The following is an 11,957-nucleotide window of genomic DNA, read 5'->3' on the forward strand; positions in this document are numbered from 1 at the left end:
CATGACCAAGGTGACGATCAGCGCCGACGACTTCGAACGCTTTCGCGAATTCTTCTATCGCAAGAGCGGGATACAGTTCGAAGCGTCCAAGCGCTACTTCGTCGACAAGCGCCTGGCCGAGCGCATCCGGGCCACCAACTGCGCCGATTTCCGCGAATACTTCGCGCTGCTGCGCTTCGAGGCCTCGGGCCGCGAGTGGCAATCGCTGGTCAACGAGATGACCGTTAATGAAACCTACTTCATGCGCGAGGACTACCAGTTTGACTGCCTGGTCGAGTCCATGCTGCCCGAGATCGTGGCGCGCAAGCACCGCCGCGAGACGATACGTATCTGGATCATGCCCTCCTCCTCCGGCGAGGAGGCCTACTCGGTGGCGCTGGTGCTGCTGGAACGCTGGCCGGGCATCCATGAGTGGGACGTGGAGATCGTCTCGTCCGACATCGACACCCGCATCCTGGCGCAGGCCCGGGCCGGGCGCTACTCGCCGCGCGCCGTGCAGCACGTCCCGGCGGCCTGGCTGCAGAAGTATTTCACGCGTGAGGGCGACGGCTACCGGCTCAGCGCGGAGGTGCGCGATGCCGTGGCCTTCACCCGCGTCAACCTGAACGATGCGGCCGAGGTTGCCGCCTACCGCGACTACGACGTGATTTTCTGCCGCAACCTGCTGATTTATTTCGACGACCTGTCGCGCCGCCAGGCCGCCAGCGCCATGTACAACGTGCTGCGTCCGGGGGGCTTCATCTGCCTGGGCCATTCCGAGTCCATGAGCCGCATGTCTTCGCTGTTCCAGATCCGCAAATTCAAGCAGGCGATCGTCTACCAAAAGCCGCTGGAGGCCCCATGAAGCAGATACTCGTCGTCGACGACGCCGCCACCGTGCGCATGTATTACCGCAGCATACTGGAGGGCGCGGGCTATGCGGTGCACGAAGCCGTGAACGGCGCCGAAGCGCTGGAAAAAGCCCTGGCGCGCGGCCCCGCCGAACCGTTCGACATGTTCCTGGTGGACGTGAACATGCCGCTGATGGATGGCTATGCCTTCCTGCGCGCCTTGCGCGAGGCCGCGCTGCCGCAGGCGCCGGCCCTGATGGCCAGCACCGAGGGCGCGCAGCACGACCGCGAGCGCGCCTTCCTGGCCGGCGCCAACGCCTACGCCGTCAAGCCGCTGGCGGCGCAGCAGCTGCTGGCCACCGCGCGCCTGCTGATGGGGGTGGCGGCATGACCACCATGCTCGAACAATTCCTGTCCGAGGGCCGCGATTTCATCCAGTCCATTGGCGCCAGCCTGCTGGCCCTGGAACGCACTCCGGACGACGCCAGGCTGATGGACGAACTGTTCAGGGTGGTGCACACGCTCAAGGGCAACTGCGGCATGTTTGATTTTCCCGACATGTTCCGCGTGATCCACGCCGCCGAGGACTTGATGAGCGAGGTGCGCGAGGGCCGCCTGCCCTACACCCGGGAATGCGCCGACGCGCTGCTGGAAACGCTGGATTTCATCACCATCCAGTTCGACGAGATCGAATTGGCGGGCGCGCCAAGCGCCGGGCATGCGGCGCGTTCGGCCCAGCTGGCGGGCGCCCTGGCGGCGCTGACCGGGGAACGGCAGGCGGCGGCTACCCCGGAGCCGCCAACTTCGGCCCCCGCCCTGCGCCTGCCCGCCATGCTGGCGCTGCTGCCTGCCGGCGCCCTGCCGGCCTGGCAGGCGCAGGGCGGGCTGACCATGATCGAATACCGGCCCGAGGCCGATTGCTTCTTCAAGGGAGAGGACCCGCTGTACCAGGTGCTGCAACTGGAGCAGGTGGTGTGGCGCTCGGTGAGCGCAGAGCCGCCGTGGCCGGCGCTGGACGTGCTGGACCCCTACCAGTGCCGGCTGGTGTTCCGGCTGCTGACGCGCATGGCGCCGGCGGCGGTCGAGCACCATTTCCGCTATGTGCCTGAACAGGTATGGTACGCCGCCGTCCCGGCCGCCGATAGCGCGCCAGCGGCGGATGCCCCGCAGCGGCACGATGAACGGGAGGCGGCGCTGCTGGTGGCCAGCCAGCGCCTGGGCTTGCAGGCGCCGGACTGGGTGCCGGGCCGGGTGCAGGCGGCGCTGGCCACCATCCGCCACTGCCTGGTGGCGCTCGGCCAGCATGCGGCACTGCCCGGGCTGGAGAGCGCCGCCGCCGCCGCCTTCGGCCAGGGCGCGGCGGCGCCGCTGCTGGCGTGGCTGGACGCCTACCAGGGCGCGGAGGCCGGCAGCGTCGCAGCCGCCCCGGCCAGCGCGGGCGGCGGGGACGGCGGCATGCCTCCGCCGCCGCCCCCCCAGGACGCGGCCGAACCGCGCGACCGCCGGGCCGACGACCAGCCCGGCGCCCGCGTGCTGAAGGTCGAGCAGGCCAAGGTCGACCGCCTGATGAACCTGATCGGCGAGATGGTGGTGGCGCGCAACGGCCTGCCCTACCTGGCTGCCCGCGCCGAGCAGCAATACGGCGTGCGCGAACTGGCGCGCGAGATCAAGACCCAGCACGGCGTCATCAACCGCATCGTCGAGGACATGCAGGACGCCATCATGCAGGTACGCATGACGCCGGTGTCCTTCGTGTTCCAGCGCTTCCCGCGCCTGGTACGCGACATCGCACGCCGCCTCGGCAAGGAAGTCGAGCTGGTGCTGGAAGGCGAGAACACCGAGGCCGACAAGAACGTCATCGAGGCGCTGGCCGACCCGCTGGTGCATATCGTGCGCAACAGCCTGGACCACGGCCTGGAAACGCCCGAGCAGCGCGCCGAGGCCGGCAAGCCGCCCGGCGGCCGCCTCACCATAGGCGCGCGCCAGGAGGCCGACCGGGTGCTGATCGAAATCAGCGACGACGGCCGCGGCATCGACCCGCAGCGGGTCAAGCGCAAGGCCTACGAAAAAGGCTTGCTGGACGAGGCCGCGCTGGAGCGCCTGAGCGACCAGGAGGCCGTCAACCTGGTATTCCTGCCTGGCTTTTCCACCGCCGACCAGGTATCCGACCTGTCGGGACGCGGAGTCGGCATGGACGCGGTGCGCTCCGCCATCGCCAAGCTGAACGGCACTGTGAGCCTGAGCAGCACGCCGGGCGCCGGCACCCGCCTGCAGCTGGCGCTGCCGCTGTCGATGGCGGTGACCAATGTGATGACGGTGCGCTCCGGCGGCACCCTGTACGGCATCCCGATGGACAACGTGGCCGAGACGGTGCGCCTGCCGCGCGCCGACGTGCGCGGCATCAAGCAGCACCAGACCGCCGTACTGCGCAACCGTGTGCTGCCGCTGCACGGCCTGAACGCGCTGCTGGCCCTGCCCGCGCCGCAGCAGGCCAATGCGGACGACGAGCTGGCGGTGCTGGTGCTGCGCCTGAACGGCGAATACGTGGGCATCGTGGTGGACGATTTCCGCGAAGTGGTGGAAGTGATATTGAAACCGATGGGCGGCATCCTGGCCAGCCTGACGGCCTACGCCGGCTCGGCGCTGCTGGGTGACGGCTCGGTGCTGATGATACTCAACCCGGGGGAGCTGCTGCGATGACGATGGAACTGAGGGACGGCGTGCTGGTCTGCAGCGGCGCACTGACGGTGGAAGATGCGGAAGCGCTGCTGCAGTTGCTCAACCAGGATGTGCGTACGGTCGACCTGGCGGCATGCGCGCAGGTGCATGCCGCCAGCCTGCAGGCCCTGATGGCGGCGGCACTGCCGGTTGCCGCCTGGCCCGCCGATGGGACGCTGGCGCCCTGGCTGCGCGCGGCGCTGGACAAGCAAGGAGAATGACGATGGCAAAAACCATACTGGTCGTGGACGACTCGGGCACCATGGTGCTCAGCCTGAAGAACAACCTGGAGCTGGCCGGTTTTACCGTGCTGACCGCCAGCGACGGCCTCAAGGGCCTGGAAAAGCTGGCCGCCGGCCCCAAGCCGGACCTGATCATCACCGATATCAACATGCCGAACATGAACGGCATCGAGTTCATCGGCAAGGTGCGGGCCACGGCCGGTTTCCGCTTCACGCCCATCCTGGTGCTGACCACGGAAAGCCAGCAGGCGCGCCGCGACGAAGCCAAGAAGCTGGGCGCCACCGGCTGGATGGTGAAGCCGGTGGGCGGCGCCGATTTGCTGAAAATCGTGCGCCAGGTCCTGCCGGGTGCCTGACATGGGTTTGTTTTCGCGCGCAGCGGCCTGGGGGCCATGGCGCTGGCTGGTGGCGGCATACACTGCGGCGCGCAGGCGTGGCCTGTCGCCGCCGGAGGCCGGCAAGGCGCTGACCGCCAGGATACCGTTTGCCGGAGCGCCTGCCGCAGGGTCGCCTGCCGCCGGGTCGCCTGCCGCCGGGTCGCCGACCGCAGGAAGCACGCCGCTGGCCGCGAGGTTGGGCGCCGCCGGCAGCGCGCTGGACGGCGCGTTCGCGCACAGCCTGCAGCAAATGGTGGACCAGACCGAGCAGTCCACGCTGGCCGTGATGGAGAGGATGCGCGCACTGTCGGAGCGCAGCTCGGGCCTGCTGGCCAGCCTGGACCAGGCCATGGCCGAGGCCTCCAGCCAGGAGCAGCACGTGGCCAGGGATGTGGCGCTGCTGGAACGGGTGGCGGCCTTCCTCAACGACCTGCCGCGCCGGGTGCAGCACGACATGGACACACTGGCCAAGTTCAGCTCGGAAATCCGGTCCCTGTCCGGGCTGGCCGAAGCCGTGCAGGCGATCAGCATGCAGTCGCATCTGCTGTCGGTCAACGCCGCCATCGAAGCCAGCCGCGCCGGCGCGCAGGGAGCGGCGTTTGCCGTGGTGGCCAACGAGATGCGCATGCTGGCCTCCAATTCGCATGCCGCGGCCAGCCAGATCGGCGGCGCCCTGGCTCGCGCCCGCGCCGTGCTGGAGGACGGCATGGAGGTCAACACCACGGCCGCCGCGCGTGAATTCAGCGAGATGGCGGCGGTGGCCGAGCATGTGAGCCACCTGCAAACCCGGCTGGACCAGCTCTCGTCCTGCTACCGCGCGCCGCTGGAGGCGGTGGCGGCGCACGGCGTGGCCCTGGCCGAAGGGACGGCGGACGTGCTGGGCGCCATGCAGTTCCAGGATATCCTGCGCCAGCACGTGGAGCGCCTGGTGGCGGCCAACCAGGAACGGGGCGCCATCGCGGCCCAGCTGGCGCCCCGGGTGCAGGAAGATGCGGAGACCACCCAGCTGGCGGACCGGCTGGAAGCCCTGCTGGCAAGCTATACCGAGGAGGAAGCGCGCCACGGCCAACCTGGCGCCGACGGCGACGGCGCGCCGGCGATCGAGCTGTTCTGAGGTGCGGCCAGGGCGGCAGGCGAAATGGCGCCGCCGCGGGATGGGCGACGTTTGCTCCTGCCCGGCGTCAGCCATGCTATTCTGGCCACACTCACCATTGCGGGGGACTTATCATGCAGCGCTTCCTGTTCGCGGCAGCCATGGCGATATCGCCCGCCGCCAAGGCCGACCTGGTCGCCGACTGGAACCAGTATGCGAACACGGCGATGATAGCGGAAGGCCCGGCGATAGCGGGCAATCCCCTCGTGATGTCGCGTACCCTGGCCATCATGCACCTTGCCATGTATCAGGCCATAGCTCAGGGGGGGCGGAAGGATGGGCAGCCGGCCGGGGCGCCAGGCGCCGCGCCCGAGGCCGCCGCGCACGCGGCCGCGCACATGGTGCTGGCCAGCCTCTACCCCAAACAGAAGGATGCCATAGACCGGCATTACGGCGAAGCCCTGGCTGGTGCGCAGGCCGGGGACGGCAGGGCAGCCGCCATCGCCTCGGGAGAGGCGGCCGCGCGCCTGGTGCTGGCCCAGCGGCAGAATGACGGCACCATCGGCGCTGCCGATACCTACCGTCCTTATGCCGCACCGGGAGTGTATGTCCCCACCGGCTTGCCCGTGGTCAGCAACATCGCCTTGCGCAAGCCATTTTCACTGGCCGCCAACGCCCAGTTCCGGCCGCCGCCGCCGCCCGCGCTCGACAGCGCGGTCTGGGCCCGCGACTTCAACGAGACCAAGGAATGGGGCGCCATCGACAGCACCCGCCGCAGCCCGCGCCAATCGGAAACAGCGCGTTTCTGGGAGCAGTTGGGGCCGCCAGCATGGAACCAGGTGGCGCGCATCCTGTCCGGGCGCCGCACGCTTGCGCTGGCAGACAATGCACGCACCTACGCGCTCCTGAACGTGGCGCTGTTCGACGCCTACCTGGCCGTGTTCGATGCCAAGTACCACTACAATTTCTGGCGCCCGATCACCGCCATCCGGAATGGCGACCAGGACGGCAATCCTGCCACCGAGCGCGATCCGGCCTGGCGCCCGCTGATCGATACGCCGCCGCATCCCGAGTATCCATGCGCCCACTGCGCAGCCGATGGTGCGGCGGCGGTGGTGCTGACGGCGGCCTACGGCGACCGGCAAAGCCCTGCCTTCGTGCTGGACTTCCGCGCCATGCCGGGCACCACCCGCGAGTACGACAGTATCCGGCAGCTGGTGGACGAAGTCGCGATGGCGAGGATCTGGGGCGGCGTACACTACCGTAACAGCAACCAGGCCGGCGAGAAGCTGGGCGCCAGTGTCGGACAGCACGTATTGTCCACCATGCTGCCGTCCCGGCATCCGTAGGCCGCCGCCTTGCCTTGACGGCCGGCCTTATCCCGCCAAAAACGCCGCCGGATGTTGTTCGAACAGCGCCTGGTGCGAAGCCATGCAGAAGTAGTAAGTCTTGCCGCGCCAGGCGGCAGACAGCGTACGGTCCACCTCCATGTCGCACACGGGGCACAGCGGGTGGGCGGCGCTGGAGCGGCGGCGCCGGGCATAGGCTTGGTTGGCGTCCGGGTTCAGCCAGCCCTGGCCCTGGTATTCCAGGCTGTCGGCCGTGCTGCTTGCCACGGCGCGGCCGAAATAGCGCTCGACCACACGCAGCGCCAAGTCGATACCGGACGACAGGCCGCCAGCGCTGGCCAGCTTGCCGCTCTCGACATAGCGTGCGCCGCGCTTCAGGGCGACGTCCGGAAACGCCATCGCGAACTCGCTGTAGGCGCCGTGATGGGTGGTGGCGGGCAGGCCCGACAGCAGTCCCGTTTGCGCCAGCAGGAAGGCCCCGGTGCAGACCGACATGGTGAGGTCGGCGCCGCGCGAGGCGGCCCTGACCCAGGCCAGCACGGCCGCGCTGGGCGCTTGCTGCGCCGGGATCACGATCACCTGGGGCTGGGGCGCGCTGGCAAAGGTATGGGTGGGGATGATGGTCATGCCGCCCACGGCGCGGACCGGCGCCAGGGTCTCGGCCACGGTGTAGAGCTGGAACACGGGCGCGTCGCCTCGGCCCGGCACGGCCACGTTGGCGAACACTTCCCAAGGCCCGGCGAAGTCGATCACGACGGCGTCGTCCGACAGCAGGAAGGCCACGGCGATGGCGCCATGGGCGGGCGGCGCCAGCGGTGCGGCAGCCGGCACGGCCGGGCGGGCGGCCTGACCTGGAGCAGGCAGCGCGGCGGCCACACCCAGGGCGGTGGACAAACGGAAAAGGTCACGTCGGTTCATCAAGTTTCCATGCAAAGAGCCACCCGTGGTGGCGGAACGGGTAGTGTCGCCCCGGCGCGGCGGCGGCGCGAGCCGCTTGCCTGCAGCACGCCGTGACTTGGCTGCATGAACGCTCCGGCCTCGCCGTTTTCCCCTATCATGACGGCCATGACCGCTTATTACTCTACCCGGGGCTGGCGCCAGGTGACGGGCGCCTGGCTGGCCCTGGCGCTGTTCGACGCCACCCAGACCGTGGTCTCGATGCGGGCCATGGGCATGCAGCATGCCTGGCTGACGCTGTTCTTCGTGACCATGGCTACGTGGGCGGTGTGGGCGCTGTGCACGCCCGCCGTGCTGGCCCTGCTGCGCCGCCAGCCGCTTCCGGCCAGGTCGGTCCGGCCCTGGCTCGCGCATGGCGCGGCCTGGCTGGCGACAGGCGCGCTGTGGGCTGCCTGGGGCGCGCTGCTGGAACACGCGGCCAATCCCTACGCCTACGCTCACGCCGATCCCTACGGCCTGCTGTGGCGCGGGAAATTCCTCGGCAACCTGGTAGGTGGCGCCATCCTGTACGGCGCCATCGTGGTGCTCAGCATCAGCCTGGACACCCAGGAACGGCTGCAGCAGGAGCGCGAAGCGGGTGCGCGCCTGGCCGCACTGCTGGCCCAGGCGCAGCTGGCCGCGCTGCGCCTGCAGCTCGAACCGCATTTCATCTTCAACGCCTTGAACGCCGTGACCGGGCTGATACGCGCACGGCGCGAGGCCGAGGCAGTGGCCGCCATCGCGGCCCTGGGCGACCTGCTGCGGCGCGTGACCGACCGTTCGGAGCTGCAGTTCGTTCCCCTGCAGGACGAGGCCGGCTTCGTGCGCCAATACCTGGACATCCAGCAGCTGCGCTTTGCCGAACGGCTGCGCTGCCAGATCGATATTCCGGAACCGCTGCTGGCGGCGCAGGTGCCCGATTTCATCCTGCAGCCGCTGGTGGAAAACGCCATCAAGCATGGCATCGCGAAACGCGCCCGGGGTGGCGCGCTGCGGGTGATGGCCGAGCGCGACGGCGGACTGCTGACGCTCTCCGTGTACAACGAGGGACCGGCACTGTCCGAGCCGCTGGCCGACGGCGTCGGCCTGTCCAACACGCGCCTGCGGCTGGCGGCGCTGTACGGTGAGGCGGCCACGCTGGTGCTGCGCAACCAGGACGGCGGCGTGCTGGCCAGCGTCGCCCTGCCCTGGCGCCGCGCATGATGGAACCCTTGCGCGCCCTGATCATCGACGACGAGCCGCTGGCGCGCGCCAACGTGGCGGCCCTGCTGGCGCGCGATCCGGCCATCGTCCTGGTGGGGCAGTACGGCTCGGCCGAGGAAGCGCTGGCGGCGCTGCCGGCGGCCCGGCCCGACCTGGTGTTCCTCGACGTCGACATGCCCGAGTGCAACGGCTTCGCACTGCTGGAGCAGCTGGGCCCTTCGCCCGCGTTCGCCATCGTGTTCGTCACGGCGCACCACCAGTTCGCCCTGCGCGCCTTCGAGGTCGGCGCGCTCGATTATCTGCTCAAGCCCTTCGACGACCAGCGCTTCGCCACGGTATTGGCGCGCGTTCGGGAGCGCTGGCGCAAGCCCGGCGAGCAGCACCGCTTCCTGGTCAAGCACGGCGGCACGCTGGAGGTGCTGAATTTCGCCGACATCGACTGGGTCGAGGCCAGCGACTATTACGCCACCCTGCACGCGGGCGGCCGCGCCCATTTGCTGCGGCGCAGCCTGGCGGAGCTGGATCAGCTGCTGGCGGCGCACGGCTTCCAGCGCATACACCGCTCGGCCATCGTCAACCTGGAGCGGGTGCGGGCGCTTGAACTGCGCGCCGACGGCGAATACGAAGTGCTGCTGGCGGGTGGACAACGCCTGCGCCTGAGCCGCCGCCACCGCAAGGCCATCGTGGAACGGCTGGGTACGGCATAGATGCGATGTCGAATCCGGTATCTGAACATGCGCAAGCGTTATTGGACCGTCCCGGCGGATAGTCCTACCATCGCCGCACCACTCACCGGAAGAGAATAACAATGAAGAGACTACTTGCCGCCCTGGCCCTGGCGGCCGCCGCGCCATGCTGCCTGGCCGCTCCACCGGCATCCACGCCCGTCAAACTAACGGTCGACGCGGCTCAGACACAGGGCCCGATGACGCCGATCTGGGCCTGGTTCGGCTACGACGAACCCAACTACACCACCGCTCCCAACGGCAGGCAGCTGCTCAGCGACATCGCGGCCCTGAGTCCGGTCCCCGTGTATGTGCGGGCCCACAACCTGATGACCTCGGGCGACGGCAGCTATGCCCTCAAATGGGGCTCGACCGGCATGTACAGCGAGGACGCGGACGGCAAGCCGGTGTACGACTGGACCATCATCGACCAGATCTTCGATACCTATATCCAGCGCGGCATGAAGCCGTTGGCGCAGATAGGTTTCATGCCGCAAGCCCTGTCGCAGCGGCCCCAGCCCTACCAGCACCAGTGGAAGCCGGGCGCGCCCTACCAGGACATCCTGACCGGCTGGGCCACGCCGCCCAAGGATTACGACAAGTGGGCCGAGCTCATCTATCAGTGGGTGCGCCACTGCGTGCAACGCTACGGCCAGAAGGAAGTCGAAAGCTGGTACTGGGAAGTGTGGAACGAGCCGGACGGCCTCTACCTGATCGCGCCCGACACCAAGCTGGCTTACTTCAAGATGTACGACTACGCGGCCGACGCCGTCAAGCGCGCCCTGCCGACGGCCCGTTTCGGCGGTCCGCACACGGCCGGCCAGGGCAAGTTCATGGACGACTTCCTGCAGCACGCCCTGCACGGCGTCAACTACAAGACCGGCAAGACCGGCTCGCCGCTGGACTTCGTGGCCTTCCACGCCAAGGGCCAGCCGCAGGTGGTGGGCGGCCGGGTGCGGATGGGCATGGGCATCCACTTCCAGCGCCTGGACCGCGGTTTCGCCCTGGTGGAAAAATATCCCGAACTCAAGGGCATCCCGGTCATCATCGGCGAGTCCGATCCGGAGGGCTGCGCCGCCTGCGGCATGCAGACCAACCCGGAAAACGCCTACCGCAACGGGACCTTGTACGCCAGCTATACGGCAGCCTCGATCGCGCGTGAATACGAGCTGGCGGCGCGGCGCGGGGTCAAGCTGATCGGGGCGGTGAACTGGTCGTTCGAGTTCGAGGACCAGCCCTGGTTCGCCGGCTTCCGCGACCTGGCCACCAACGGCGTCAACAAACCGGTGCTGAACGTGTTCCGCATGTTCGGCATGATGCGCGGCGAGCGGGTGGCGGTGGGCGGCGACCAGGCCTACGATACTGCCGCCATCATGGCCGGCGGCGTGCGCGGGGCGCGCACCGACATCAACGCCCTGGCCAGCCGCGATGCGCACGGCATCGCGGTACTGGTGTGGAACTATCACGACGACGACATCATCGACGCCGGCTCCCCTGTGGAATTGCAGGTCAGCGGCATCCCGGCCGGACAGGTCAAGCTGCGCCATTACCGCATCGACCAGGAGCACAGCAATGCCTACGCGGCCTGGCTGCGCATGGGCTCGCCAGCACAGCCGACGGCGGCCCAGGTCGCGCAGCTCAAGCAGGCCAGCGAGCTGGCCGAGGCCGCCCCGGCCGGAACGCTGGCCACGCCCGAGGGCAAGGCCAGCATCCGTTTCCAGCTGCCGCGCCAGGCGGTCTCGCTGATTACGCTAAGCTATTGAAGCAGGTTCAGGGGCGGGCACGGCGCGCATCCAGCTGGGCCCGCAAGTCCCTGATTTCGGCTTCGAAATTGTCGCGCGCGGTGGTGGCGCCCACCAGTTCCATCTGCACCGCCAGCAGGGCGTCCGACTGGGTGGCGGCCTCGGCTACATTGCGCTCGATCTGGTTGCGCAGGTCGGCAATCTGGCGGTCCTTGCCGTCTATGGCAAGCTGGTCCTTGGCCTTGCCGACCAGGGCCTCGGAGGCGATATGGCGGGCGTTGCGCAGTTCAGCTGTCAGGCTGTCTATGGTATCGCGCAAGTCGTCGCGCTCGGCCTCCAGCCGCTCCACGGAGGCCAGCAGCGCGGCCGTATCGCCTTCCGATTGCGACAGGGCGTCGCGCGCGCCGCTACCCGCATCCTGGGCATACTGGCGGGCCCAGTCGCCCAGCGCGGCCAGCAGCGAGTCTGGCAGCTCGGCCTTGGGCGCCTCGGCCGGCACGGCGCTGGCGGCGCGCCAGGCCGACAGGTGGCGGTGGATGGCGGCGACGGAGCCTGCGCCCAGGGCCTCGCGCACGGCGTCGGCGGTGGCGCGGCCGCCCTCCTGCTCCAGGTTGGCGGCGGCGGCCGCGACCGCATCGTAGGTGACTTCTGTCATTACCATCTCCATGCTGGGGGTGAACCATATCTTAGGCGCTCACGATACCGGATGTGCTTGCTAGCTGGCAATAGTGCGCGGCCTTTT

12 protein-coding genes are annotated in these 11,957 nt (G+C 69.0%); 10 read left to right on the plus strand and 2 right to left on the minus strand.

Annotated features, from left to right (window positions below; genetic code table 11):
* The first annotated feature begins 1 nt into the window (after nt 1).
* The 7 genes from ACLB1G_RS23140 to ACLB1G_RS23170 all read left to right on the plus strand — a co-directional run bounded on the left by ACLB1G_RS23140 (nt 2) and on the right by ACLB1G_RS23170 (nt 6,609).
* On the plus strand, nt 2-844 hold the full coding sequence (locus ACLB1G_RS23140; RefSeq protein WP_491629605.1) for a CheR family methyltransferase: 843 nt from the start codon (nt 2-4) through the stop codon (nt 842-844).
* Nucleotides 841-1,221, plus strand: a complete 381-nt coding sequence (locus ACLB1G_RS23145; RefSeq protein WP_491629606.1) for a response regulator transcription factor — start codon at nt 841-843, stop codon at nt 1,219-1,221. The genes ACLB1G_RS23140 and ACLB1G_RS23145 overlap by 4 nt, the downstream gene beginning before the upstream one ends.
* A complete protein-coding gene (locus ACLB1G_RS23150; RefSeq protein ID WP_491629607.1) occupies nt 1,218-3,530 on the plus strand; it encodes a chemotaxis protein CheA in 2,313 nt (770 codons plus the stop codon). The genes ACLB1G_RS23145 and ACLB1G_RS23150 overlap by 4 nt, the downstream gene beginning before the upstream one ends.
* Nucleotides 3,527-3,769: a hypothetical protein gene (locus ACLB1G_RS23155; protein WP_491629608.1), complete on the plus strand. Its 243-nt coding sequence runs from the start codon at nt 3,527-3,529 to the stop codon at nt 3,767-3,769. Before ACLB1G_RS23150 ends, ACLB1G_RS23155 begins: the two co-directional genes overlap by 4 nt.
* Before the next feature lie 2 nt (nt 3,770-3,771).
* Nucleotides 3,772-4,146 (plus strand): response regulator, encoded by a 375-nt coding sequence (locus ACLB1G_RS23160; protein ID WP_491629609.1) that lies wholly within the window; start codon nt 3,772-3,774, stop codon nt 4,144-4,146.
* 1 nt (nt 4,147) lies between these two features.
* Nucleotides 4,148-5,281 carry a methyl-accepting chemotaxis protein gene (locus tag ACLB1G_RS23165; protein ID WP_491629610.1) on the plus strand — a complete coding sequence of 378 codons (1,134 nt, stop codon included), beginning with the start codon at nt 4,148-4,150 and terminating at the stop codon, nt 5,279-5,281.
* Between the two features lie 113 nt (nt 5,282-5,394).
* Complete coding sequence (locus ACLB1G_RS23170) at nt 5,395-6,609, plus strand: vanadium-dependent haloperoxidase (protein ID WP_491629611.1); 1,215 nt, start codon at nt 5,395-5,397, stop codon at nt 6,607-6,609.
* A 27-nt stretch (nt 6,610-6,636) separates the two neighbouring features.
* On the opposite strand, the gene ACLB1G_RS23175 is transcribed toward ACLB1G_RS23170, so the two are convergent.
* Nucleotides 6,637-7,527, minus strand: a complete 891-nt coding sequence (locus ACLB1G_RS23175) for a DJ-1/PfpI family protein (protein WP_491629612.1) — start codon at nt 7,525-7,527, stop codon at nt 6,637-6,639.
* Between the two features lie 147 nt (nt 7,528-7,674).
* Between ACLB1G_RS23175 and ACLB1G_RS23180 the strand changes: the two genes are divergently transcribed.
* The 3 genes from ACLB1G_RS23180 (at nt 7,675) to ACLB1G_RS23190 (ending at nt 11,236) form a co-directional block, all read left to right on the plus strand.
* Complete coding sequence (locus tag ACLB1G_RS23180; RefSeq protein ID WP_491629613.1) at nt 7,675-8,748, plus strand: sensor histidine kinase; 1,074 nt, start codon at nt 7,675-7,677, stop codon at nt 8,746-8,748.
* Nucleotides 8,745-9,455, plus strand: coding sequence for a LytR/AlgR family response regulator transcription factor (locus ACLB1G_RS23185; protein ID WP_491629614.1), 711 nt, complete (start codon nt 8,745-8,747; stop codon nt 9,453-9,455). The genes ACLB1G_RS23180 and ACLB1G_RS23185 overlap by 4 nt, the downstream gene beginning before the upstream one ends.
* A gap of 101 nt (nt 9,456-9,556) precedes the next feature.
* On the plus strand, nt 9,557-11,236 hold the full coding sequence (locus tag ACLB1G_RS23190) for a GH39 family glycosyl hydrolase (protein ID WP_491629615.1): 1,680 nt from the start codon (nt 9,557-9,559) through the stop codon (nt 11,234-11,236).
* 7 nt (nt 11,237-11,243) lie between these two features.
* Here the strand turns inward: ACLB1G_RS23190 and ACLB1G_RS23195 are convergent, their stop codons facing one another.
* The gene (locus ACLB1G_RS23195; RefSeq protein WP_491629616.1) at nt 11,244-11,870 is read right to left on the minus strand and encodes a DNA-binding protein; all 627 of its coding nucleotides are present in this window, start codon (nt 11,868-11,870) and stop codon (nt 11,244-11,246) included.
* Nucleotides 11,871-11,957 lie beyond the last annotated feature (87 nt).

Source organism: Duganella kummerowiae, from assembly GCF_053572355.1.

What these genes read in the sequence shown, in the direction of transcription:
- ACLB1G_RS23160 (WP_491629609.1), top strand. Translation starts at nt 3,772, where the DNA reads ATGGCAAAAACCATACTGGTCGTGGACGACTCGGGCACCATGGTGCTC.
- ACLB1G_RS23185 (WP_491629614.1), top strand. Translation starts at nt 8,745, where the DNA reads ATGATGGAACCCTTGCGCGCCCTGATCATCGACGACGAGCCGCTGGCG.
- ACLB1G_RS23140 (WP_491629605.1), top strand. Translation starts at nt 2, where the DNA reads ATGACCAAGGTGACGATCAGCGCCGACGACTTCGAACGCTTTCGCGAA.
- ACLB1G_RS23195 (WP_491629616.1), bottom strand. Translation starts at nt 11,870, where the DNA reads ATGACAGAAGTCACCTACGATGCGGTCGCGGCCGCCGCCGCCAACCTG.
- ACLB1G_RS23150 (WP_491629607.1), top strand. Translation starts at nt 1,218, where the DNA reads ATGACCACCATGCTCGAACAATTCCTGTCCGAGGGCCGCGATTTCATC.
- ACLB1G_RS23175 (WP_491629612.1), bottom strand. Translation starts at nt 7,527, where the DNA reads ATGAACCGACGTGACCTTTTCCGTTTGTCCACCGCCCTGGGTGTGGCC.
- ACLB1G_RS23190 (WP_491629615.1), top strand. Translation starts at nt 9,557, where the DNA reads ATGAAGAGACTACTTGCCGCCCTGGCCCTGGCGGCCGCCGCGCCATGC.
- ACLB1G_RS23170 (WP_491629611.1), top strand. Translation starts at nt 5,395, where the DNA reads ATGCAGCGCTTCCTGTTCGCGGCAGCCATGGCGATATCGCCCGCCGCC.
- ACLB1G_RS23165 (WP_491629610.1), top strand. Translation starts at nt 4,148, where the DNA reads ATGGGTTTGTTTTCGCGCGCAGCGGCCTGGGGGCCATGGCGCTGGCTG.
- ACLB1G_RS23145 (WP_491629606.1), top strand. Translation starts at nt 841, where the DNA reads ATGAAGCAGATACTCGTCGTCGACGACGCCGCCACCGTGCGCATGTAT.
- ACLB1G_RS23155 (WP_491629608.1), top strand. Translation starts at nt 3,527, where the DNA reads ATGACGATGGAACTGAGGGACGGCGTGCTGGTCTGCAGCGGCGCACTG.
- ACLB1G_RS23180 (WP_491629613.1), top strand. Translation starts at nt 7,675, where the DNA reads ATGACCGCTTATTACTCTACCCGGGGCTGGCGCCAGGTGACGGGCGCC.